The 23,577-nt window shown below is 69.1% G+C and carries 23 protein-coding genes; 16 read left to right on the top strand and 7 right to left on the bottom strand.

Annotated elements, in window-relative coordinates; all coding sequences use genetic code 11:
* The first annotated feature begins 111 nt into the window (after positions 1-111).
* A complete protein-coding gene (icmF, locus tag HA630_RS10300) occupies positions 112-3,405 on the top strand; it encodes a fused isobutyryl-CoA mutase/GTPase IcmF (protein ID WP_166834445.1) in 3,294 nt (1,097 codons plus the stop codon).
* 56 nt (positions 3,406-3,461) lie between these two features.
* Positions 3,462-4,370 (top strand): DMT family transporter, encoded by a 909-nt coding sequence (locus HA630_RS10295; protein WP_166834444.1) that lies wholly within the window; start codon positions 3,462-3,464, stop codon positions 4,368-4,370.
* Positions 4,371-4,379: 9 nt separating this feature from the next.
* Here the strand turns inward: HA630_RS10295 and HA630_RS10290 are convergent, their stop codons facing one another.
* Positions 4,380-5,003: a 5-formyltetrahydrofolate cyclo-ligase gene (locus HA630_RS10290; RefSeq protein WP_166834443.1), complete on the bottom strand. Its 624-nt coding sequence runs from the start codon at positions 5,001-5,003 to the stop codon at positions 4,380-4,382.
* Between the two features lie 9 nt (positions 5,004-5,012).
* Between HA630_RS10290 and HA630_RS10285 the strand changes: the two genes are divergently transcribed.
* A complete protein-coding gene (locus HA630_RS10285; RefSeq protein ID WP_243855433.1) occupies positions 5,013-7,007 on the top strand; it encodes a lytic transglycosylase domain-containing protein in 1,995 nt (664 codons plus the stop codon).
* Positions 7,008-7,035: 28 nt separating this feature from the next.
* Positions 7,036-7,983: a complex I NDUFA9 subunit family protein gene (locus HA630_RS10280; protein ID WP_166834442.1), complete on the top strand. Its 948-nt coding sequence runs from the start codon at positions 7,036-7,038 to the stop codon at positions 7,981-7,983.
* A 91-nt stretch (positions 7,984-8,074) separates the two neighbouring features.
* On the opposite strand, the gene HA630_RS10275 is transcribed toward HA630_RS10280, so the two are convergent.
* Positions 8,075-9,304, bottom strand: coding sequence for an OmpP1/FadL family transporter (locus tag HA630_RS10275; RefSeq protein WP_166834441.1), 1,230 nt, complete (start codon positions 9,302-9,304; stop codon positions 8,075-8,077).
* Positions 9,305-9,347: 43 nt separating this feature from the next.
* Positions 9,348-9,923, bottom strand: a complete 576-nt coding sequence (locus HA630_RS10270) for a DUF302 domain-containing protein (protein WP_166834440.1) — start codon at positions 9,921-9,923, stop codon at positions 9,348-9,350.
* Positions 9,924-10,141: 218 nt separating this feature from the next.
* Here HA630_RS10270 and HA630_RS10265 point away from each other — a divergent pair, with 218 nt between their 5' ends.
* The 4 genes from HA630_RS10265 to HA630_RS10250 all read left to right on the top strand — a co-directional run bounded on the left by HA630_RS10265 (position 10,142) and on the right by HA630_RS10250 (position 13,450).
* A complete protein-coding gene (locus tag HA630_RS10265) occupies positions 10,142-10,453 on the top strand; it encodes a metal-sensitive transcriptional regulator (RefSeq protein ID WP_166834439.1) in 312 nt (103 codons plus the stop codon).
* Between the two features lie 18 nt (positions 10,454-10,471).
* On the top strand, positions 10,472-11,170 hold the full coding sequence (locus HA630_RS10260; RefSeq protein WP_166834438.1) for a glutathione S-transferase family protein: 699 nt from the start codon (positions 10,472-10,474) through the stop codon (positions 11,168-11,170).
* Between the two features lie 62 nt (positions 11,171-11,232).
* Complete coding sequence (locus HA630_RS10255) at positions 11,233-12,546, top strand: multifunctional CCA addition/repair protein (RefSeq protein ID WP_166834437.1); 1,314 nt, start codon at positions 11,233-11,235, stop codon at positions 12,544-12,546.
* A gap of 4 nt (positions 12,547-12,550) precedes the next feature.
* Positions 12,551-13,450, top strand: a complete 900-nt coding sequence (locus tag HA630_RS10250) for an EamA family transporter (RefSeq protein ID WP_166834435.1) — start codon at positions 12,551-12,553, stop codon at positions 13,448-13,450.
* Between the two features lie 24 nt (positions 13,451-13,474).
* On the opposite strand, the gene trxC is transcribed toward HA630_RS10250, so the two are convergent.
* The 3 genes from trxC to HA630_RS10235 all read right to left on the bottom strand — a co-directional run bounded on the left by trxC (position 13,475) and on the right by HA630_RS10235 (position 15,327).
* Positions 13,475-13,915: a thioredoxin TrxC gene (gene trxC / locus HA630_RS10245; RefSeq protein ID WP_166834433.1), complete on the bottom strand. Its 441-nt coding sequence runs from the start codon at positions 13,913-13,915 to the stop codon at positions 13,475-13,477.
* A gap of 85 nt (positions 13,916-14,000) precedes the next feature.
* A complete protein-coding gene (locus tag HA630_RS10240; RefSeq protein ID WP_166834431.1) occupies positions 14,001-14,195 on the bottom strand; it encodes a DUF2905 domain-containing protein in 195 nt (64 codons plus the stop codon).
* A gap of 10 nt (positions 14,196-14,205) precedes the next feature.
* Positions 14,206-15,327, bottom strand: coding sequence for a class I SAM-dependent methyltransferase (locus tag HA630_RS10235; protein ID WP_371809237.1), 1,122 nt, complete (start codon positions 15,325-15,327; stop codon positions 14,206-14,208).
* Between the two features lie 75 nt (positions 15,328-15,402).
* On the opposite strand from HA630_RS10235, the gene HA630_RS10230 reads away from it, so the two are divergent.
* From HA630_RS10230 to HA630_RS10210, 5 genes are read left to right on the top strand one after another with little or no spacing between them, the layout of a single operon-like run.
* The gene (locus HA630_RS10230) at positions 15,403-16,236 is read left to right on the top strand and encodes an SDR family oxidoreductase (protein ID WP_166834429.1); all 834 of its coding nucleotides are present in this window, start codon (positions 15,403-15,405) and stop codon (positions 16,234-16,236) included.
* Positions 16,233-16,655: a dihydroneopterin aldolase gene (locus tag HA630_RS10225; protein ID WP_243855432.1), complete on the top strand. Its 423-nt coding sequence runs from the start codon at positions 16,233-16,235 to the stop codon at positions 16,653-16,655. The genes HA630_RS10230 and HA630_RS10225 overlap by 4 nt, the downstream gene beginning before the upstream one ends.
* Positions 16,652-17,032: a dihydroneopterin aldolase gene (locus HA630_RS10220; protein ID WP_101049103.1), complete on the top strand. Its 381-nt coding sequence runs from the start codon at positions 16,652-16,654 to the stop codon at positions 17,030-17,032. The genes HA630_RS10225 and HA630_RS10220 overlap by 4 nt, the downstream gene beginning before the upstream one ends.
* Positions 17,033-17,042: 10 nt before the next feature.
* Positions 17,043-17,984, top strand: coding sequence for a tRNA 2-thiocytidine(32) synthetase TtcA (ttcA, locus tag HA630_RS10215; protein ID WP_166834427.1), 942 nt, complete (start codon positions 17,043-17,045; stop codon positions 17,982-17,984).
* 21 nt (positions 17,985-18,005) lie between these two features.
* On the top strand, positions 18,006-18,704 hold the full coding sequence (locus HA630_RS10210; RefSeq protein ID WP_166834425.1) for a hypothetical protein: 699 nt from the start codon (positions 18,006-18,008) through the stop codon (positions 18,702-18,704).
* Positions 18,705-18,772: 68 nt separating this feature from the next.
* Here HA630_RS10210 and HA630_RS10205 read toward each other — a convergent pair whose 3' ends face one another.
* Complete coding sequence (locus HA630_RS10205; protein ID WP_166834423.1) at positions 18,773-19,753, bottom strand: chemotaxis protein; 981 nt, start codon at positions 19,751-19,753, stop codon at positions 18,773-18,775.
* A gap of 103 nt (positions 19,754-19,856) precedes the next feature.
* On the opposite strand from HA630_RS10205, the gene HA630_RS10200 reads away from it, so the two are divergent.
* The 3 genes from HA630_RS10200 to HA630_RS10190 all read left to right on the top strand — a co-directional run bounded on the left by HA630_RS10200 (position 19,857) and on the right by HA630_RS10190 (position 23,513).
* Entirely contained in the window at positions 19,857-20,495 is a 639-nt protein-coding gene (locus HA630_RS10200) for a histidine phosphatase family protein (protein ID WP_166834421.1), read from the top strand.
* Between the two features lie 22 nt (positions 20,496-20,517).
* Complete coding sequence (locus tag HA630_RS10195) at positions 20,518-20,904, top strand: DUF2946 domain-containing protein (RefSeq protein ID WP_166834419.1); 387 nt, start codon at positions 20,518-20,520, stop codon at positions 20,902-20,904.
* 263 nt (positions 20,905-21,167) lie between these two features.
* Positions 21,168-23,513, top strand: coding sequence for a TonB-dependent receptor (locus HA630_RS10190; RefSeq protein WP_166834417.1), 2,346 nt, complete (start codon positions 21,168-21,170; stop codon positions 23,511-23,513).
* The last annotated feature ends 64 nt before the right edge of the window (positions 23,514-23,577 follow it).

Below are 23,577 nucleotides of genomic sequence, written 5' to 3'. Positions count from 1 at the left end.
CTTTTTCATGGGAAAGCGATTAAGATTGACGTTTACGTAAACGTAAAGTTGGCCACCCATTCCAGAATGGCGGCTGACGCCCTGCCACAACAGCCCCCGGAGACCCGCGACATGACCGACCTGTCCGCCGAATTCAAAGCCCTGGCCGAGTACCGCCCCACCCACAAGGTCCGTTTCGTGACCGCCGCCAGCCTGTTCGACGGGCACGACGCGGCCATCAACATCATGCGCCGCATCCTGCAGGGCATGGGGGCCGAGGTGATCCACCTGGGCCACAACCGCTCGGTGGACGAGGTGGTGACGGCGGCGCTGCAGGAAGACGCGCAGGGCATCGCCATCAGCTCCTACCAGGGCGGGCACGTGGAGTACTTCAAATACATGGTGGACCTGCTCAAGGCACGGGGCGGCGCGCACATCCAGGTGTTCGGCGGCGGTGGCGGGGTGATCGTGCCCAGCGAAATCCGCGAATTGCACGACTACGGCGTGGGCCGCATCTACAGCCCCGAAGACGGCCAGCGCATGGGCCTGGCCGGCATGATCGGCGAGATGGTGATGCGCTGCGACCAGGACATTTCGGGTTACGCGCCGACGTCCATCGACGCCATCCAAGGGCAGACCGAAACCGCCTGGCGCGCCCTGGCCCAGCTCATCACCGTGCTGGAAAACGGCTCGGCCGACGCCGGCCTGGTGGACCAGCTGCGCACCCGTGCCCAGGGCCTGAAGGTGCCTGTGCTCGGCATCACAGGCACCGGCGGTGCGGGCAAATCGTCGCTCACCGACGAGCTGATCCGCCGCTTCCGGCTGGACCAGGACGACCGCCTGCGCCTCGCGGTCATCAGCATCGACCCCTCGCGGCGCAAGAGCGGCGGCGCGCTGCTGGGCGACCGCATCCGCATGAACGCCATCGGCCCCTGGCAGCAGGGCGCGCGGGTGTACATGCGCAGCCTGGCCACGCGCGACTTTGGCAGCGAAATTTCGGCCGCGCTGCCCGACGTGGTGGCGGCCTGCAAGGTGGCCGGGTTTGACCTGGTGATCGTCGAAACCTCCGGCATCGGCCAGGGCGACGCCGCCATCGTGCCGCACGTGGACGTGCCGATGTACGTGATGACGCCCGAATTCGGCGCGGCCAGCCAGCTCGAAAAAATCGACATGCTGGACTTTGCCGAGTTCGTGGCCATCAACAAGTTCGACCGCAAGGGCGCCAGCGACGCGCTGCGCGACGTGGCCAAGCAGGTGCAGCGCAACAAGGAAGCCTGGGGCACGCCGACCGAGCAGATGCCGGTGTTCGGCACCATGGCCGCGCGTTTCAACGACGACGGCGTGACCGCCCTGTACCAGGCCCTGAAGGTGCGCCTGGGCGACCTGGGCCTGTCGCTGACCGAGGGCCGACTGCCCCTCGTGAGCGTGCGCCACAGCAGCAACCAGACCCCGATCGTGCCGCCCGCGCGCACCCGCTACCTGGCCGAAATCGCCGACACCGTGCGCGGCTACAAGAAGAAAGCGCTGCAGCAGGCCCGGCTGGCGCGCGAAATCCAGCAGCTCTACGCCACCGCCGACATGCTCAAGGTGGGCAAAGCCCACCGGCCCAAAGCCGCCGAAGCCGTGGTGGACCTGGCGCAGCAACGCGAGTTCGACCAGGACCCGGCCGCCCGCAAGCTGTTGCAGCAGTGGCCCGACATGCAGCAGGCCTACGGCGGCGACGAGTACGTCGTGAAGATCCGCGACAAGGAAATCCGCACCGCGCTCACCACGAAAAGCCTGTCGGGCACCACCATCCGCAAGGTGGTGCTGCCCCAGTACGAGGACCACGGCGAAATCCTCAAATGGCTGATGCTGGACAACGTGCCCGGCAGCTTCCCCTACACCGCGGGTGTGTTCGCCTTCAAGCGCGAGGGCGAAGACCCGACCCGCATGTTCGCCGGCGAAGGCGACGCCTTCCGCACCAACCGCCGCTTCAAGATGGTGAGCGAAGGCATGCCGGCCAAGCGCCTGTCCACCGCTTTCGATTCGGTCACGCTGTACGGCGCCGACCCGGACCCGCGCCCGGACATCTACGGCAAGGTGGGCAACTCCGGCGTGAGCATCGCCACGCTGGACGACATGAAGGTGCTGTACAGCGGCTTCGACCTGTGCAACCCGACCACCAGCGTGTCGATGACCATCAACGGTCCGGCGCCGAGCATTTTGGCGATGTTCATGAACACCGCCATCGACCAGAACCTGGACAAGTTCAAGGCCGACAACGGCCGCGAGCCGACCGACACCGAGGCCGCCAAGATCCGCGAGTGGACCCTGGCGAACGTGCGCGGCACGGTGCAGGCCGACATCCTGAAGGAAGACCAGGGCCAGAACACCTGCATCTTCAGCACCGAGTTCAGCCTGAAGGTGATGGGCGACATCGCCGAGTACTTCGTGCACCACGACGTGCGCAACTTCTACTCGGTGTCCATTTCCGGCTACCACATCGCCGAGGCCGGGGCCAACCCGATTTCGCAGCTGGCGTTCACGCTGTCCAACGGCTTCACCTTTGTGGAAGCCTACCTGGCGCGTGGCATGCACATCGACGACTTCGCGCCCAACCTGAGCTTCTTCTTCAGCAACGGCATGGACCCGGAGTACACGGTGCTGGGGCGCGTGGCACGGCGCATCTGGGCGGTGACGATGCGCGACAAATACGGCGCCAACGAGCGCAGCCAGAAGCTCAAGTACCACATCCAGACCAGCGGCCGCTCGCTGCACGCGCAGGAAATCCAGTTCAACGACATCCGCACCACGCTGCAGGCGCTGATCGCGGTGTACGACAACTGCAACAGCCTGCACACCAACGCGTTTGACGAGGCCATCACCACGCCCACCGAGGAGTCGGTGCGCCGCGCCATGGCGATCCAGCTCATCATCAACCGCGAATGGGGCCTGGCCAAGAACGAGAACCCGAACCAGGGCGCCTTCGTCATCGACGAGCTGACCGAGCTGGTGGAAGAGGCCGTGCTGCGCGAGTTCGAGCGCATCGCCGAGCGCGGCGGGGTGCTGGGTGCCATGGAAACCGGCTACCAGCGTGGGCGGATTCAGGACGAATCCATGCACTACGAGATGCTCAAGCACACGGGCGAATACCCCATCATCGGCGTCAACACCTTCCGCAACCCCAAGGGCGACGAGGTGCTGGAAAGTCTGGAGCTGGCGCGTTCCACCGACGACGAAAAGCAGAGCCAGCTCACCCGCTTGGCCGACTTCCAGCGCCGCCACGCGGACCAGGCGCCGGCCATGCTGCAGCGTCTGAAGGAGGCGGTGATCGACAACCGCAACGTGTTCGAGGTGCTGATGGACGCGGTGCGCGTGTGCTCGCTGGGGCAGATCACGCAGACCCTGTTCGAGGTGGGCGGCCAGTACCGCCGCAACATGTGAGGCCTGTCGCCGGCGTGCCCGCCACGCCGGCCCGGCGCCGGCTATAGTCGGCGCCGATGACCGCCCCACCCCGCGCCCCCGGCAACCTGCGCAGCATCACCGCCATGGTCGTGGCGGTGGGGTTTTTTGCGCTCATGGACACGGTGCTCAAGCTGCTGGCGGCGCACTACCCGGCGCTGCAGGTCGCTGCCTTGCGCGGCCTGGTGGCGTTGCCCCTGGTGTTCGTGTACCTGAGCTGGCGCGGCGCCTGGGGCCGGGTCTGGCGCTTGCGCTGGCCGCTGCACCTGCTGCGCGGCGTGCTGTCGGTGGGCATGCTGGGGCTGTTCACCTATGGCGTGCGCGGCCTGCCGCTGACCAACGCCTACACGCTGTTTTTCGTGGCGCCGCTGCTCATCACGCTGCTGGCGGTGGGGTTCCTGGGCGAACGGGTGCCGCGCACCCACGGCTGGGCGGTGGCGGTCGGGCTGCTGGGGGTGCTGGTGGCGCTGCGCCCCAGTCCCGACGCCTTCCTGGGCTGGGCCGGCCTGGCGGTGCTGGGCGCGGCGGCCTGCTACGCGGCCTCGGCCGTGGCGGGGCGGCTGCTGTGCCGCACGGACGCGCCCGAAAGCCTGGTGCTCTGGTCCATGCTGCTGCTGGCGTTGTTCGCCGGGGTGCTGGCGCTGCCGGGCTGGGTGCCGCTGCGCGCCGAAGACGCCGGCCTGCTGCTGGCCCTGGCGCTCACCGGCTTTGGCGGCCAGCTGGCCATCACCGAAGCGTTCCGGCACGGCCAAGCATCGGCGGTGGCGCCGTTCGAATACACCGCCCTGGCCTGGGGCGTGGGGCTGGACTGGCTGCTGTGGTACACGCTGCCCGATGGCTACACCCTGCTGGGCGCGGCCATCATCGTGGCCAGCGGGCTGTACCTGGTGCGGCACGAGCGCATCCACGCCCAAGCCGAGGTCCACACCAGCGTCGACCACCCCTGAGCCAGCGGCTCAGGCCAGCGGCCAGACCACCCCGTTGTCGTTCAGGATCGCGTCCAGCGGCACGTCGTGCGGCTCGGGCTCCAGGTCGGGCAGGAAACCGTGGGTGTACCCCAGCCCCACGGTGAAGGGCCTGGGCCGCAGCTCGCTCAGGGTGCGGTCGTAAAAGCCGCCGCCGTAGCCCAGCCGGTAGCCGCCCGGGCCGTAGCCCACGCAGGGCACGAACAGCAGCGTCGGTTCGATGGTTTCGGTGTCCTTGGGCTTGGGGATGCCGTAGGCGTCTTCCTCCATCGGGCAACCGGGGTACCAGGTGTGGAAGGTCAGCGTTTTCGTGACCTTGTTGATCACCGGCAGGCCGATCTGGCGGCGCCGGCTGGCGCCCAGCGCGTCGGCCTCCATGCCGGCCTCCTGCCAGCGGAACAGCGCCGGCAGCGGGTCGAATTCGCCCTTGATGGGCCAGTAGGCGCCGATGACCACGTCGGGTCGGTCCACCAGCCACACACGCATCACGCGCTGCAGCGCGTCGTTGCGCGCCAGGCGGTCTTCCAGGTGCAGGCGCTCCTCGACCAGGCGTTTGCGCCATTGGGCCTTCAGTCCTCCCTGGCCCAGCTGGGCAACGGGGTGTTTGTTGTCCATAATTCCCCTATGCAATTCACACCCACGCCAAAGCGGCTGATGGCGGTGCTCACCCGCATCTTACTGCCTGTGGCCGCCGCCTTCTGTCTCCCGTCTGCCGGGGCGCAGACCGGCGCCGAACGCGCCCTGCTCGACATGCGCCAGGCCTTCCAGGCCGGCAACACCCAGCGCCTGAGCGCCCTGCTGCCCCAACTGCAGGGCCACCTGCTGGAGCCCCAGGCCGCCTACTGGGAACTGCGGGCGCGCCTCCAGACCGCGGACCCGACCGAAATCCGTGCCTTCCTGCAACGCCACGCCGGCACCTACCACGAGGACCGCCTGCGCAACGACTGGCTGCTGCAGCTGGGCAAGGCCCGCGACTGGACCACCTTCGCCCAGGAACTGCCGCACTACCGCATGCAGGACGACCGCGAGGTGCAGTGCTACGCCCTGCTGGCCCAGCGCGAACGGCCCCTGGCCAGCGTGGCCGCCGAGGCCCGCAGCCTGTGGCTGGCCCAGCGCCGCGCCGACGACGGTTGCGCCACCCTGGCCGGCCGCCTGCTGGCCAGCGGCGACCTGCCCGCCGAGGCCGCCTGGCATCGCGCCCGCTGGGCCCTGGAAAACAACCAGCCCGCCGTCGCCACCCAGGCGGTGGGCCTGCTGAACCCGGCCTGGGTACCACTGGTGCAAACGGTGCACACCGACCCGGCGCGTTACCTGGACGAAAAGGTCACCGCCATCCGCCCGCGCACCAAGGAGCTGGTGACGCTGGCGCTGATCCGCCTGGCGGTGCGCGACCCCGAGGTCGCCGCCACCGAAGCCTCGCGCCTGCGCTGGAAGGCGCAGCTCACCGACGAGGAGCTGGGCTGGGTCTGGGGCGTGATCGGCAAACGGGCCGCGCAACGCCTGTCGCCCGACGCGATGGCGCACTTTGCCCAGGCCGACAACCGCCACCTGAACGACGACCTGCTGGCCTGGAAAACCCGGGCCGCCCTGCGCGCCGGCCAGTGGCCGCAGGTGCAGGCGGCGATTCTGGCCATGGGGGCAGCACAGCGCGAGGAACCGGTCTGGCGCTACTGGCTGGCGCGGTCTTACGCTGCCCAGGGCACGCCCGAAGCCCGTACCCAGGCCCGCGCCTTGTACGAGCGCACCGCCGGCAGCGCCGGGTTTTACGAACAGCTGTCGCTGGAGGCGCTGAACCGCCCGGTGGTGACCCCACCGGCCCCGGCGCCGCTGACCGCGGCCGAAAAAGCCGCGGCGCGCCAGCACCCCGGGCTGCAGCGGGCGCTGGCCGCCATCGAGCTGGGCCTGCGCACCGAAGGTGTGCGCGAATGGCACTACAGCGTGGCCCTGCACAGCCCCGGCGGCATGCCCGAGCGCGAACTGCTGGCCGCCGCCGACCTGGCCTGCGAACGCGAGGTCTGGGACCGCTGCATCAACACCAGCAAGCGCACCCAAGGCGAGGTGGACCACGCCCAGCGTTTCCCCATGCCGTTTCGTACCGCGGTGCTGCAGCGCGCCCGCGACATCGGCCTGGACCCGGCCTATGTGTACGGTCTGATCCGCCAGGAAAGCCGCTTCATCACCCAGGCCCGCTCGCACGTGGGCGCTTCGGGGCTGATGCAGGTCATGCCCGCCACCGCCAGCTGGACGGCCAAACGCATCGGCTTGCGCGACTTCAAGCCCGAACAGATCACCGAGCGCGACACCAACATCGCCATCGGCACCGCCTACCTGAAACTGGCGCTAGACGACTTCGAGGGCTCGATGGCCATGGCCGCGGCCGCCTACAACGCCGGTCCTGGCCGACCGCGCAACTGGCGCAACGGCCCGGTGCTGGAAGCCCCGGTCTGGATCGAGAACATCCCCTTCGAGGAAACGCGCGACTACGTCAAGCGCGTGCTGGCCAACACCACCAACTACGCCGCGCTCATCAGCGGCCAGCCCCAGCGCCTGGGCGACCGGCTGGCCCCGATCGGCCCGCGCCTGGCCACCGCCCAGGCCCCGAACAACGACCTTCCCTGACCCTTCCCCCCTCCTGTTGCGCGTATTTATGAAAAAAGTCCTGGTTTTGGGCGGCACCGGCTTTGTCGGCCGCCAAGTGTGCGAACAACTCAACCGCCTTGGCATCCGGGCCACCGTGCCCACGCGCCGGCCCGTCAACGCCCAGACGGTGCAGACCCTGCCGCTGGTGGACGTGACCGTGGCCGACGTGCACGACGAAGCCGCACTGGCGCGGCTGCTGCCCGGCCACGACGCGGTGGTCAATTTGGTGGCCATCCTGCACGGCAGCGAACGGGCGTTTGAACGCGTGCACGTGACCCTGCCGCAGACCCTGGCCCGCGCCATGCAGGCCAGCGGCGTGCGCCGGCTGGTGCACGTGAGCGCCCTGGGCGCCAGCGTGGATGGGCCGTCGCGCTACCTGCGCAGCAAGGCCCGCGGCGAGGCGGTGCTGCGCGAGGCCGGCCTGGACCTCACGGTACTGCGCCCCAGCGTCATCTTTGGCGCCGGGGACCGCTTCCTCAACCTGTTCGCGCGCCTGCAGGCCAGCCTGCCGCTGGTGCCGCTGGCCGGGGCCTGCAGCCGCTTCCAGCCGGTGTGGGTGGGCGACGTGGCCCAGGCCGTGGTGCGCAGCCTGCAACAGGGCCAGGCCGTGGGCCAGACCTACGACTGCGTGGGCCCCGAGGTGTACACCCTGGCCGATCTGGTGCGCCTGTCGGGCCGGCTGTCGGGCCACCCGCGGCCGGTGTTCGGGCTGCCCCGGGCCTTGGGCTATTTCCAGGCCCTGTTCATGGAATGCCTGCCCGGCGAACCGCTGATGAGCACCGACAACCTGAGTTCCATGGAAGTGCCCAACGTGGCCAGCGGCACCGCCCCCACCCAGGCCGACCTGGGCATTGCGCCCACGGCGCTGGAGCCGGTGGCGGCCGCCTACCTGGACACGGCCGGCCTGGCCGACCCGTTGCTGCGCATCCGCCAGCGCTACACCCAACCGCGCTAAGCGGCGAATTAAAAAACCCGGCGCCTGTCCAGCGCCGGGTTCTTTGTTGTGTGTGTGACCGTGCAACGGGGTCACAGGCCAGGCTGGAGCGTCAGAACTTGCGGGCGTACTGGAAGCCGAAGCCGTTTTGTTTCATGCGGATGGTGGCCGACCCAAAAACCGGGTTGTTTTCGCCATCCAGACCCAAATAGGCCGGCCCATTCACGGCGTTGTTTTTGCCGTGCCAGACCGCAAAACTCAACTCTTCCTGGTTGTTGGGCCGATAGGTCGCTCCCAAGGTCAAATGCTTTTCAATGACACCCGGGGCCAGAATGTTGAGTTGAACATCCTGGGGGCGAATCGGGTTGTCGCCGTCGTTGTAGCCCGCACGCAGGGTCCACTGCGGGCTCATTTGCCACTGAACCCCCAGTTTGACGACGTTGATGTCTTGCCAGCCAAACCCAGGGGCATCGGCCGACCCCGGCGCACCCATGCTGTTGCTGGGATTGCCAATCGAGCGGACCTTGCTGTACTGGATACCTTGGTAATCCAGCGCCACCTGCACCGTGGGCGTCACCTGCAACGCCACACCCATGCTGTAATTCTCGGGAATGTCGAAATCGCCCTGTTCGGCGAACAGGTTGGCGTATTTGTCAAACTTGGACATGCTGATCTTGGGCGAGTAGGACGCCCCGACGCTCACCCTGTCGCTCAACTTGCCAAAGTAACCGACACGCACGCCCAAACCACGGCTGTGGTCGTTGCCCTGGTTGGGCAGACCCATGCCGTCCAGACCGTAGGCCTTGAACCGTTGGTACACCAGCAGGGGCGAGACACCGAGGGCATGGCCATCTGCCACCTTGTAAGCCACCGTGGGGGCAATGATGAGTTGCATCAGGTCCACCCCCAGTTTGCCCGTGCCGCCAAACAGGTTGGAGTTGTCCGGGAACGGGGCGTAACTGGTGTTCATGCCGCCGTTGCCATAGACCGTCAGGCCCAGAGACAGTTTGTCAGACAAGACCACGTTGGAGCCGAACTCGGGGATCAGAAATGCCTCCCGGCCGCTCTGCACCTGCGGCGTCAGACCGTCGAACCCCGCCGAGCGCTTGGGCTGAAAAATCTCCCCGCCGATTTCCCAGCGGTTGCCGGCAAACGCCGACGAGGCCGGGTTGTTGACGCCGGCAAAGCCGTCGTGCGCCAGCGCGGTGCTGGCCCCGCCCATGCCCTTGGCCTTGATGCCAAAACCGTGCGGCATGTAGCCGTTGGTGGCATGGGCGGCACCACCGCCGGCCAGTACCGCCGCGGCCACGGCCGCGTGTGTCCAGGAAATCCGTTTGCCCATCTGCTTGCTCCTCGTTCGCTGGGGGTGTGTTGGAACCAAACCGTCAGAACGCCCCTTGCGAGGCCCTCTCCATCATTTCGTGGATCGTATCGCGCACGGCCATGGCCTCCTCTTTCAGGGGCGATGGCAGCTTGCGCCCCATCTTGACCATCATGTCCATGTTCAGGGTGTACAACCACAGGCCGTCGTCGCGCTCCACCACGCTGATGCGGCAAGGCAGGTAGGCGGCCATGTGCGGGCTGAAGTCCACCATCTTGCGGGCGGTCAGCGGGCTGCAGTAAGAATAGACGGTGAGGTGCTTTTCCGGCTGGCCGGAACGCGCCTCCAGTTCCTTGGACAGGGGCAACACCCCCACGTCGCGCATGTTGCGCTCCACCGCGACCTGTTTGAGGATGTCGGCGATGTCGCTGGCACTGACCCCAGCCTTCACCTTGCGTTCCCAGGTGGTGGCCACGGCGATGTCGCCCTGGCCATCGACCCAGCGGTCCCACATCCGGCCGGCTTCGGCGGCGGCCCCGTCCTCCAGCTTGCCTATGGTGCCCAGGGTGCCGCACCCGCTGGTCGCCCCCAATACCAGGGTGGTGGCCGTGGCCAAGGCCAGGCGTTTCCATGTCTGCATCCGTGTCTCCTCGTCCGTGCTGTTGGGCACTTTGTTTGACATAAATCAAATCCCGGCGCCAACGGTAACCGGACGGCTGGACCGCCCACATCCGTATCTACCCTAGGGGGTAGGGTTTTACAGAAAACAATGACACAGACTGTCCCGCGCTTACAGACCCGCCCGCGGTTTTTTGGCACACTCCTGGTTGTTTCAGGCCATACCGAAAGGCTTTCCCCGTGCCCACCGCCAAAAAAACCGCCGCTGCGGCCCCCGCCACCACGCGCCTGCCCAACGCCTACCGCAGCGAGCACCAGCGCGACGTGATCAACCGGTTGCGGCGCATCGAGGGCCAGGTGCGCGCCTTGGCCGACATGGTGGAAAGCGGCCGCCCCTGCGAGGACATTGCCCAGCAAATGTCGGCCGCGCGCAAAGCCATGGACAAAGCCTTCTACCGGATGATGGCCTGCTCGGTGATGGAGGCCGTGACCGGCACCGAGGCCGAGGCCGACGTGGAACGCTCCACCCGCATCCTCGAAAAATACGCCTGACCCCCAGACCCCCGCACCATGCTGCAGCTCTACATCGGCAACAAAAACTACTCGTCCTGGTCGATGCGGCCGTGGGTGCTGCTGCGGCAGTTCAACCTGCCGTTTGACGAGGTGATGGTGCGCTTCGATTCGTTCGACGCCGATTCGCGCTTCAAGCAAACGCTGGCCGGCGTGAGCCCCACCGGCAAGGTGCCGGTGCTGGTGGACCACGCCGCCCCCGGCGGCCCGCTGACGGTGTGGGACACCCTGGCCATGGCCGAGTACCTGGCCGAACGTTTTGCCGACCACGCCCTGTGGCCGCGCGACCCGGCGGCCCGCGCCGTGGCCCGCAGCGCCTGCGCCGAAATGCACAGCGGCTTTGCCGCGCTGCGCAACGCCTGCCCCATGAACGTGGAAGCCCACCTGCCCGACGTGGGCGCGCTGGTCTGGCGCGACCAGCCCGGCGTGCGCGCCGACGTGGCCCGCCTGAGCGCCCTGTGGGAAGGCCTCCTGGCCCGCCACGGCGGTCCCATGCTGTTCGGCGACTTCGGCATCGCCGACGCCTACTACGCCCCGGTCTGCCTGCGGCTGCACGGCTACGCGCTGCCGGTGTCGCCCACGGTGGCCGCCTACGTGGCGCGGGTGCGCGCCCTGCCCGGCGTGCAGGCCTGGATCGACGGCGCCCTGGCCGAGCAGGACTTCCTCGACTTCGAGGAGCCCTACCGCCTGCACCGCTGACCCCAGCCGCCGCCGCGACAGCGATCCGCCCCCGCAGCGCGGCGCCGCGGCACAATCGGCCGATGGACATTTACCTTGTGGGCGGGGCCGTGCGCGACGGCCTGCTCGGCCACTACCACACCCCCCACCCGGGTGCCGACGGCACGCCGCACGCCGACCGCGACTGGGTCGTGGTCGGCGCCACGCCCGAGGCCATGGTGGCGCGCGGTTTTCTGCCGGTGGGTCGCGACTTCCCGGTGTTCCTGCACCCCATTACGCGCGAGGAATACGCGCTGGCCCGCACCGAGCGCAAAACCGCCCGCGGCTACCACGGCTTCGCCTTTCAGGCCCACCCCAACGTCACCCTGGAAGAAGACTTGGCCCGGCGCGACCTGACCGTCAACGCCATGGCCCTGCCCGCCGCGGCGCTGGACGCCGACGGCCGCTTCGACCCGCAGCACCCCGCGCTGGTGGACCCCTACGGCGGCCGGCGCGACCTGCAGGCCCGCGTGCTGCGCCACGTGACCGACGCCTTCCACGAAGACCCGGTGCGGGTGCTGCGCATGGCCCGTTTTTGCGCCCGCTGGCCCGAATTCACCGTGGCCCCCGACACCCAGGCCCTGCTGCGCCAGATGGTGGACCACGGCGAGGTGGACCACCTGGTGCCCGAACGGGTGTGGCAGGAACTGTCGCGCGGGCTGATGGAGCCGCGCCCCTCGCGCATGCTCGGCCTGCTGCGCGACTGCGGCGCCCTGAAGGTGCTGCTGCCCGAGGTGGACCGGCTCTGGGGCGTGCCGCAGCGGGCCGAATACCACCCCGAAATCGACACCGGCGTGCACCTGAACCTGGTGCTCGACATGGCCGCGCGCCTGCAAACGCCGCTGACCGTGCGCTTCGCCTGCCTGTGCCACGACCTGGGCAAAGGCACCACCCCGGCCGATGTGCTGCCGCGCCACATCGGCCACGAAGCGCGCAGCGTGAAACTGCTGCAAGCGGTGTGCGAGCGCTGGCGGGTGCCGCGCGACTGCAAGGAGCTGGCCGAGGTGGTGGCGCGCGAACACGGCCACGTCCACCAAAGCCTGGGGCTGGGTGCCGAGGCCACGCTGCGCCTGCTGGAACGCTGCGACGCGATCCGCCGCCCGCAACGCTTTGCCGAGGTGCTGCGGGCCTGCGAATGCGACGCCCGCGGCCGCCTGGGCCGCGCGGACGACGCCTACCCCCAGGCCGCGCGCCTGCACGCGGCGCTGGACGCGGCGCTGGCAGTGGACACCGCACCCATCGCGCAAGCCGTGCTGGCCCACGCCACCGACCCAGCCAAGGCTGGCCTGCAAGTGGCACGCGCCATTGCCCAGGCCCGGGCCCAGGCCGTGGCCCAGGCCCTGGGCGCCACGGTGTAGCACCATGGGTCTGAAACCCCGAGACCTGGCGCTGGCCGGGCTGATCGTGCTGGTGTGGGGCGTGAACTTCGCCATCACCAAGGTGGGGCTGGCCGGTCTGCCTCCGATGCTGCTGGGCGCCCTGCGCTTTGTGCTGGCCGCCTTCCCCGCGGTGCTGCTGGTGCGCCCGCCCCGGGTGCCCCTGCGCTGGTACCTGGCCTATGGGCTGACGATTTCGGTCGGCCAGTTCGCGCTGCTGTTCACCGCCCTGTACGTGGGCATGCCCACCGGCTTGGCCTCGCTGGTGCTGCAAGCGCAGGCGTTTTTCACGCTGCTGCTGGGCGCCTGGTGGCTGCGCGAACGCTGGCAGCGGCCGCAGCTGGTGGGCCTGGGGCTGGCGGCGCTGGGGCTGGGCTGCATCGGCAGTGCCCACGGCGCGGCCATGCCCTGGCTGGGCTTTGTCTTCACCCTGGGCGCGGCGCTGTCGTGGTCGTGCGGCAACATCGTCTCGCGCCAGATCAGCCGGCTCGGGCCCATCAACCAGTTCGCCTTCGTGGTCTGGGCCAGCCTGGTGCCGCCGCTGCCCTTTCTGGCCCTGTCGCTGTGGCTGGAAGGGCCGCAGGCCATGCACGCCGCACTGGCGGGGCTGAACCTGGCCTCGCTCGGGGCGGTGGCCTACCTGGCCTGGGGCGCCACCCTGCTGGGCTACGGGCTGTGGACCTACCTGCTGTCGCGCTACCCGGCCAACCAGGTCTCGCCGTTCACGCTGCTGGTGCCGGTGGTGGGGCTGACCACGGGCTGGCTGGCCTTCGACGAGGCCCTGCAGCCGGTGCACCTGGCCGGGGGCGCGCTGCTGATGCTGGGCCTGGGCGTCAACCTGTTCGGTGCGCGGCTGCTGCAGCGCTGGCGGGCCCGCGGCGCCTGAGCGGCACACCGGCCCCCGCCGGCTTCAGCGCCCCAGGTGCGCCCGCACCCAACGCACGATGTCGGCCTGCCCCATGGCACCGGGCTGGCGCGCGATTTCGCGCCCACCCTGGAACAGCGCCAGCGTGGGAATGCTGCGGATCTGGAACCGGGCGGCCAGTTGCTGCGCGGCTTCGGTGTTGACCTTGGCCAGGCGCACCTCGGGCTCCAACTGCGCCGCGGCCGCCTCAAACGCCGGCGCCATCGCGCGGCATGGGCCGCACCAGGGCGCCCAGAAGTCCACCAGCACCGGCAGGTCGCTGCGGCCAATGTGCTTGTCGAAATTGCCCTCGTCCAGCGCCACCGGGCGCGCGGTGAACAGCGGGCGGTGGCATTTGCCGCAGTCCGGCGCGCTGGTCAGGTGGGCCGGGGCGACGCGGTTGGTGGTGTGGCAGTGCGGGCAGACGAGGTGCAGGGGATCGGTCATGGCGAAGACTTTCGGTAACGGCTGGCCATGTATGTGCAGGCCCTGCCGGCCTTTTCAAGATACCGGCAACCGTATAGCCCGCAGGTCAGAGGAGCCGCTGGATCAGGCTGGCCGCGCCGCTGAGCAGCAGCGTGGTGGTGACGGGCAAAAACCACTCGCGCCCAAAGGCGCGAAAGCGCAGGTCGCCAGGCAGCTTGCCGAAACCCAGCTTTTGCAACAAAGGGGTGAACCAGCTGATCAGCACCAGTGCCAGAAAGATGACGATCATCCAGCGGATCATGCGGCGGCCTTCACAAGGTGTGGGTGCGGTCGCCCTGGGCAAAGCCCAGCGGCAGCCAGTCGTCGGCGCTGGCAGCCGGCGCCAACGCCAGCACCTTGAACAGCTCGCCCATTTCGTGCTCGTTCACCAGCTTGGCCAGGTGGGCGCGGTCGGTCAGCGGGGCCTCGGCGGCCAGGTCCAGCAGGCCCGCGTTCAGCAGGAAGCGCCCCTGGCTGGTGTAGCCCATCACCTGCAGGCCGGCGTCCTGTGCAGCCAGCGCCACCCCGGTGAAGTTGACGTGGGCGGTGATGTCTTTGAGCCCCAGGTCGGTCAGCGGGTCGGGGTCGCTGCGGTGGGCGCGGTGACAGATCAGCGTGCCCATGTGGCGCTGCGGGTGGTAGTACTCGGCCTCGGGGAAGCCGTAGTCGATGAAAAAGGCCGCGCCGCGCTGCCAGCGTTCGGCCAGGGTGCGCACAAAAGCCTCGGCTTGGGGGTGGATTTCGGTCAGGTAGTCGTGCGGGCCGGGCACGGCCAGCGGCGGGCGCAGGTCGGTCGGGCGGTCGGCCCAAGCCAAGGCAGCGGTGCCGTCGGCCGCCGGGGCCAGCGCCACGCCGCGTTCGTGCCATGCGCCGTTCAGGCGCACCAGCAGTTGCACCGGCATCGCGTCCAACACCTCGTTGCCCAGCAGCACGCCGTTCAGCGCCTCGGGCAGTTGGTCCACCCAGTCCACCACGTCGGCCCACTCGGCCAGGCGCGCGCGCTGGCGTTCGCGCAGGGTGCCCGACAGGTCCACGATGCGGTAGCGGTGCACGGCCACGCCTTCGGCGCGCAGTTGCTTCAGCACTTGGTGCGCCAGCGCGCCGGTGCCTGCGCCGAATTCCCACACCTCATCGGTGCCGGTGGCGCGCAGGGCTTGTGCCACCTGGCGACCCAGGGTGCGGCCGAACCAGGGCGACAGCTCGGGCGCGGTCACGAAGTCGCTGCCCCCGCCCGGCATGGTGCCGAACTTGAGGGTGTCGTTGGCGTAATAGCCCAGGCCCGGGGTGTACAAAGCCAGCGCCATGAAGCGGTCAAACGGCAGCCAGCCGCCGGCGCCGGCCAGCTCGCGGACAATATGGGCTTTCAGCCGGTCGGTTGGGGATGGTTCGCTCACGGTGGGTCGCTTCTGGGAACAAGGGGCGGTGCCATCATACGGTGGCCGCGCCCACCGGCCTTGCCCGCCGCCTCCATGTCCACTGCCTTGTACCCCGCCCCGTCTTCCCCCGCAGCGCCCGCCGTGCTCGTCACCGGCGGCGGGGTGCGGCTGGGCGCGGCCATCTGCACCGCGTTCGCGCAGGCGGGCTGGCACGTGGTCTGCCAGTACCGGCAATCGGGCGCGGCGGCGCTGGCCCTGTGCGAGCAACTGCGCGCCCAGGGCCACCAAGCCACCCCGCTGGACGGCGACCTGACCACCGACGCCGGCCGCGACGCGCTGATGGACGCGGCACGTGCCGTGGCCGGACCGCTGCGCTGCCTGGTGAACAACGCCTCGGCCTTCGAGCCCGACACCGGCGCCACCTTCGATGCCGACCTGGCCCGGCGCCAGCTGGAGGTCAACCTGATCGCCCCGCTGGCGCTGGGCCGCCGGCTGGCCGCCGACTGGCCCGCCGCCGACAACGAAGCCGCCCACGGCAGCGCCTGCGTGCTGCACGTGCTGGACCAGAAGGTCTACAACCTCAACCCCGACTATTTTTCGTACACGCTGACCAAGCTGGCCCTGGAACGCGCGGTGTCGCTGCAAGCGCAGGCGCTGGCGCCCCAGGTGCGGGTGTGCGGCGTGGCGCCGGGGCTGATGTTCCTCAGCGGCCCGCAATCGCCCGAGAATTTCGAGCGCGCCAGCCGCGTCAACCTGCTGCGCCGCCCCATCGACCCGGCCGACGTGGCCCGCACCTGCCTGTTCCTGGCCAGCACCGCCGGCCTGACCGGCACCACCCTGTGCGTGGACAACGGCCAGCACCTGGTGCCGCTGGCGCGCGACGTGATGTTCGCCGTGGACAGCGGCCACCCCCCTTTGATGCCATGAACGACCTGACCCTGCCCATGCACCACAGCCTGATGGACGACCTGGCGCTGACCTGCCGCCGTCTGTTCCTGCGCAACCACGAGGTGCAGGCCCACATCGGCGCGCACGATTTTGAAAAAGGCGTGGCCCAGCGCTTGCTTGTCAACGTGGAATTGTGGGTGCCGCTGGCGCGCTCGACGCCGTCGCTGGACCGCCTGCACGAGGTGGTGGACTACGACTTTGTGCGCACCGAGGTGGCGCTGCGGCTGGCGCAAGGCCACATCGAACTGCAGGAAACCCTGTGCGACGACCTGGCCGACCGCCTGCTGGCCCACCCGGGCGTGCGCGCGGTGCGCCTGTCCACCCGCAAGCCCGACGTCTACCCCGACTGCGAAGCGGTGGGGGTGGAAGTGTTCCGCCTCAAGCCCGACTCGCCATGAACCACCCCGCCTCCAAAGCCGGCACCCAGATCCTGACGCTGACCGGCCTGCGCTTCGACGCCAACCTGGGCATCCTCGACCACGAAAAAACCGGCCCCCAGCCCATCCAGGTGGACGCCGAGCTGAACCAGGGCACCCAGCCGCTGATGCCGCACGACGACGACATCAGCCACGTGCTGGACTACCGCAAGGTGCGCGAAATCATCATCGACGAATGCACCGCCGAACACGTCAACCTGCTGGAAAGCCTGATCGGCAAGCTGGCACACCGGCTGATGCAGCTGCCCGGCGTGATCGGTGTGCGGGTGAAAATCGCGAAACTGGAAATTTTTGACGACTGCGAGGTCGCCATCCGCATGGAAAGCGGGCAATGGTGACCCCTGAGGAATGCACATGACCCCCGACACCGCCACCCCGGCACCCCCCGCCTCCGCCGCCCAGGCGCTGAAGATCGAACGCGAAGACCACAAGCTGGAAAAGCGCCTGTGCCGCCAGGTGGGTCAGGCCATCGGCGACTACCACATGATCGAAGCCGGCGACCGGGTCATGGTCTGCCTCTCGGGCGGCAAGGACAGCTACACCCTGCTCGACATCCTGATGAAGCTGCGCCAGCGCGCCCCGATCGACTTCGAGCTGGTGGCCGTCAACCTGGACCAGAAGCAGCCCGGCTTTCCGGCGCACATCCTGCCCGAATACCTGGCCAAGCTGGGCCTGCCCTTTCACATCGAAACGCAGGACACCTACAGCGTCGTCAAAAAGGTGATTCCCGAGGGCAAGACCATGTGCAGCCTGTGCAGCCGGCTGCGCCGCGGCATTCTGTACAAGGTGGCGCGCGAGCTGGGCTGCAACAAAATCGCCCTGGGTCACCACCGCGACGACATGCTGCAGACCCTGTTCCTGAACATGTTTTTCGGCGCCAAGCTCAAGGGTATGCCGGCCAAGCTGGTCAGCGACAACGGCGAGTTCATGGTCATCCGCCCGCTGGCCTACGTGGCCGAAAAAGACATCGTCCGCTGGGCGCAGGTGCAGCAATACCCCATCATCCCCTGCACCCTGTGCGGCAGCCAGGAGAACCTGCAACGCGTGCAGGTGGGCAACCTGCTGCTCGAATGGGACAAGAAATTCCCCGGCCGACTGGACAACATGCTGCGCGCCCTGCAGAACGTGGTGCCCAGCCACCTGATGGACCGCCAGCTGTTCCCGTTCGAGACGCTGCAGACCACCGGCGTGCCCGACGACAACGGCGACACCGCCTTTGACGAGGAACCCCTGCCCGCCGCGCCGACGCCGCCAGGGGAACAGGTCATTGCCCTGACGTCCGCCGGCTGACACCGGCCTGCGCTGCCCACCATGTCCGTTGCCGTCACCGCCCCAACCGCCTCGGCCCCCGCTTCCCTGCGCGCAGGCCGGCTCGGTCGCGGCCTGCGCGGGGCCGCGCTCGGCCTGGCCTGCGCCTCGGCGCTGTGGCTGGGCGGCTGTGCCGGCGTCATCCGGCTGGACAACGACGTGCAGAGCTACCCGCGCTGGCCCGCCCAAGCGGCGCCGGCGGCGGGCGACCGCTTCCGGATCGAGCGCCTGCCGTCGCAAACCCGGGCGGCGCCGGAGCAGACCCAGTTGGAAGGCTGGGTGGCCGAACGCCTGGTGGCCGCAGGTCTGGTCCCGACCAGTGCCGACGCACCCCAGGGTGCGCGCTGGTCGGTAGAAGTGAGCGCCCGCTCACTGCAAATGCCCCATGCCCCCTGGGAACACCCGGTCGACCGTTGGCCCGGCCCCGGGCTGGCCGGGCGCGACTACGTGGTCACCGGCAGCGGTCGGCTGGTGCGCCTGCCCCCCTTCGCCGGCATGGCCCCGCCTTATTACCAGCGCGAAGTGGCGGTGCTGCTGCGCGACACCCGCACCGGCGTGGTGGCTTACGAAACCCGGGCCGCGCACGACGGCCCCTGGCACGACACCCCGGTCCTGTGGCAAGCCCTGGTGCAGGCCGCGCTGGACGGCTTCCCGCAACCGCCCACGGGTCCGCGTCGCGTCGTCATCGACGTGCCGCGTTGAGCACAGCCCCAGGCGCCCCGTCGGCCCCTGCACCGGGTGAACCGGGTCCCCAGGCCCGATCGCTGGCCTCAGGCCGGCAGGTGGTCGTAGCGCGCCAACACGGTGCGCAGCACGTCGGCCAGTTCCTTGGCCGCGAACTTGGCCACGTAGGCGTCGGCCCCGGCGCTGCGCACGTGGTTTTCGTTGGTGTCGCCGGTCAGGGACGAATGGATCACCACCGGCAACCCACGCATGCGCGGGTCTTTCTTGATGTTGCGCGTCAGGGTGAAGCCGTCCATCTCGGGCATTTCCAGGTCGGTCAGCACCACCGCCACCTTGTCGTGCACCGGAATGCCCTGGGCCTCGCAGTCGGCGGCCATCTCCAGCAACCGGTTCCAGGCCTCCTGGCCGGTCTTGGCCATCACGAAGGGCAGGTCCAGCACCTTCAGTTCCTGCTCGATCATGCTGCGCGCCACGAAGGAATCGTCGGCCGCCACCACCACGCTGCCGGTCTTGATGCGCACCACCGGCCCCACGGTTTCGGCCTTGACGTCCACTGCCTCGTTGGGCAGCACCCGCTGCAGAATCGACTCCACGTCAAGGATCTGCGCCAGCCGGGTGCTGTTCTGGTCGCCGTCCAGCCGGGCAATGCTGGTCACGTAGCCGCGCGCCACGGTGCCGTCGGCCGACAAAATCTGGTTCCAGTCCAGCCGCACGATGTCCTCCACCGACTCGGCGGCAAACGCCTGGGTGGTGCGCGCATACTCGGTCACCAGCATGATGTTCAGGCCGGTCTGGGGCGTGCAGCCCACCACCGCCGGGAGGTCGATCACCGGAATCACCTGGCCGCGCAGGTTGACCACCCCGAGCACGTGCTGGGGGGCGCCGGCCATCGCGGTCACCGGCGGCATGGCCACGATCTCGCGGATCTTGAACACGTTGATGCCAAACAGCTCGGACCGGTCACTGCCGGCCGAGGGGCCCAAGCGGAACAAGAGCATCTCGAACTTGTTGGAGCCGGTCAGGTTGGTGCGTTCGTCGATGTCCTTCTGGACGGAGGAGGCGCTCATGGGATTTCCTGGTGCGTGGCGGGCCCGCGGCCCGTCGGTTGTTACCATTCTAGGCACAACCGTTGCCCCCCGCCACGTTGGCGCGCCCGCACAAGGAGTTCGTTTGCACTGCACCCGCATCCTGGCCATCCGCCACGGCGAAACCGCCTGGAACAAGGACACCCGCATCCAGGGCCAGCTCGACATCCCGCTCAACGACACCGGCCTGTGGCAGGCGCAACGCACCGCCGAGGCCCTGCGCGGCGAGGACGTGACCGCCGTCTACGCCAGCGACCTGCAGCGCGCCGCACAAACCGCCGCGGCGATCGGCGCCGCGCTGGCGCGGCCGGTGCAGCACCACCACGGCCTGCGCGAACGGCACTTTGGCGTGTGTCAGGGATCGACCTGGGCCGAACTGGAGACCCAACACCCCGAGGTGGCCGAGCAGTGGCGCCGCCGCGTGCCCGACTTCGCCCCGCCCGGGGGCGAATCGCTGCTGGCGCTGCGCGAACGGGTGGAACGCACCTTCACCGAACTGGCTGAGCGCCACCTGGGCGAACAGATCGTGGTGGTGGCGCACGGCGGCGTGCTGGACGTGCTGTACCGCCTGAGCACCGGCCTGGCACTCCAGGCCCCGCGCACCTGGGTGCTGGGCAACGCCGCCATCAACCGCGTGCTCTGGACGCCCGATGGCCTGACCCTGGTGGGCTGGGCCGACGCGGCGCACCTGAACCTCGGCGGTCGGGACGAATTCGTCAGCTGAGCCAATTTGATAAAATGAAAACATGAATGGGTTGCGACTTCACCGCCGCACCGCCGCTTGGCTGGCCTGGCTGGCGGTGGTATGGAGCGCGCTCGCCCCGACCCTGGCGCAGGCCTGGGTGGCCCACCAGGCCCCACCCGCCTGGGTGGAGGTGTGCACCGCCACCGGCATGCTGTGGGTGCAAGCCGAGACCGGCGTGACGACCGACACCGCGCCGTCCGAACCCAGCCCCTCCAAGCACTGCCCCTGGTGCACCCCGCACGGGGACGCCGCATGCGGTCCGCCGGCCCAGACCACGCTGGCTCTGCCGGCCCGGCTGACCGACCTTCCCCCCGCTTTCTACCGCAGCGCACACGCCGCCACCGTCTGGTTGCCGGCCCAATCGCGCGCACCGCCCTGCGCCGCCTGACGCGCCTTTAAGTTCGCCCTCCGTGCCGATGGCCGAGGTCGGCTGTTGCCCCTTGGGCAGAGCCTGGCCGTGGTGCCGCACCGCGTCATCCCCGCCATGGCCCACACCGGCCCAACCTGAAGCGGCAGCACGGTGTGCCACAGCGCCACCGACCCGCCCCCAACACACGGCCCCCGCCGGGGCCCGGTACCCGATGGGTCGCGCCCGCGGCAGATGCGCCGCCGGCGGCGACTGCCCTGTTTGCAACCCCCTGGAGAAGCTCCATGCCTCACCCTGGCACCGACACGCCCGCACCCCGCCGTGCGCCCCACAGCCTCTTGCCGCTGCCCGCGGCTTTGCACCGGGCCTGCCCCTGGCTGGCCCTGCCTGTGCTCAGCCTCGCCGCGGGCGGCGCCTGCGCCCAAGTCCACGCCACGCCGACCAGCCCAGGCACCCTGGCCACGGTCACCGTCCAGGCCGACAGCCCTCCGACCCTGGGCGAAGGGCAACGCCTGAGCCCCACCGACCTGGCCGCGCAACGGGCCCACACCTCCGACACCGCCAGCCTGCTGCGGGACGTTGCGGGCGCGTCCGTCAACGCGGCCGGCGGCGTCTCCGGCCTGCCCGCGCTGCGCGGCTTGGCCGACGATCGCCTGCGCATCAAGGTGGACGGCATGGACCTCATCGCCTCCTGTCCCAACCACATGAACCCGGCGCTGTCCTACCTGGACCCCTCGGCGCTGGGCACCCTGAATGTGTACGCAGGCATTTCGCCGGTCAGCGTGGGTGGCGACAGCATCGGGGGCAGCATCGTGGCCGAATCGAAAGTCCCCCGGTTTGCCCCACCCGGCACAACCCCGCTGCAAACCGGTGAGGTGGGCGCTTTCTACCGCAGCAACAACGGCGCGCAAGGCGCCCACGTGTCGGCCACCTACGCCACCGAACGGACCAGCGTGCGCTACGACGGCTCTGTCAGCCAAGCCGACAACTACACCGCCGGCGGCGACTTCAAGACCTACGACTTCACCGGTCGACCCGGTCACACCCTGGCACGCGACGAAGTGGGCTCCACCGCCTACCTCACCCGCAACCACGCCCTGAGCGTGGCCGTGCAGCGCGAGGGGCACCTGCTGGAAGCCCGACTGAACGTGCAGGATATGCCGTACCAGCTCTACCCCAACCAGCGCATGGACCTGCTGGGCAACGACCAACAAAGCCTGAACCTGAGCTACACCGGCCAAATGGACTGGGGCCAACTGCAGGCCCGCGTGTACCACGAGACGGTGGACCACTACATGGACTTTGGGGCCGACAAGCGCTACTGGTACAGCGGCCAGTCCAACGTGCCTGGCGACCCGTTCAACGGCTACCCCTGTGCACCGATCAGCGGCGGCATGGGCGGTTGTGCCGCCGGCATGCCCATGTACACCGCAGGCACCACCACCGGCCTGACCCTGAAGGGCGACGTCCGGCTGCAAGACAACGGGGTGCTGCGCCTGGGCACCGAGTGGCAGCAGTACACCCTGAACGACTGGTGGCCGCCCTCGGGCGGCGGCATGTTCCCAGGCACGTTCTGGAACGTGAACAACGGACAACGCGACCGTGCCGCGCTTTTTGCCGAATGGGAAGGCCAACTGTCTGCCCAATGGACCGGGCTGGTGGGCGTGCGGGTGGAGCGGGTGGGCACGAACGCCGGCGAGGTGCGTGGCTACAACCCCGCCGGTGGTGGCAACCAGGGCGCCGAAGCCGCAGCCTTCAACGCCGCCGACCGCCAGCGCACCGACCACAACGTGGACCTGACCGCCATGGCCCGCTGGCAGCTGGACGACGCGCAAACGCTGGAATTCGGCTACGCCCACAAGGAACGCTCGCCCAACCTCTACGAGCGCTACGCCTGGTCGTCCTGGCAAATGGCCGCCCTGATGAACAACTTCGTGGGCGACGGCAACGGCTACGTCGGCAACCTGGCCCTGCGCCCAGAAAAGGCCGACACCCTGTCGGCCACCTACGCGTGGGCCAGCGCCGACCGGCGTTCCGCCTTCCAGGTCACGCCCCACATCACCTGGGTGGACGACTACATCGACGCAGTCCCGCTCACACCGGCGGTCAACCGGTTCGGCGTGCTGCGGTACGCCAACCAGTCGGCCCGGCTTTACGGCCTGGACCTGTCGGGCCGCATGCCGCTGGGCCAGAACGGCTGGGGGCAATGGGGCTTGCAAGGCCTGCTCAGTTACACGCATGGCCGCAACCGCGACACCGGTGACGGCCTCTACAACGTGATGCCGCTCAACGCCAAACTCACCTTGACGCACCAACAAGCCGGCTGGGACAACCGGGTGGAACTGGTGCTGGTGCAAAGCAAGACCGACGTTTCCCGCGCCCGCAACGAAATCTCCACCCCAGGCTACGCGCTGGTACACCTGCGCAGCAGCTACCGCTGGGGCAACTGGCGCGTGGACTTTGGCGTGGAAAACCTGTTCGACCGTTTGTACCTGCTGCCCACCGGCGGCGCGTACACCGGCCAAGGCACCACCATGAGCAACCCCGCCCTGCCCAACTACCCCCAGTGGGGCACCGCCGTGCCGGGCATGGGCCGCAACGTGTACCTGGGCGTGACGAAGTCGTTCTAAGCCGCCTCGAACAGCCCCCCCGCCGCGGCGGGGGGTTCGAGGCCCAGGTGCCGGAACGCCGCCA

The organism is Aquabacterium sp. A08, assembly GCF_011742065.1.
The sequence above is the reverse complement of the archived record's forward strand: the minus strand, read 5'-3'. Positions and strand labels throughout refer to the sequence as shown.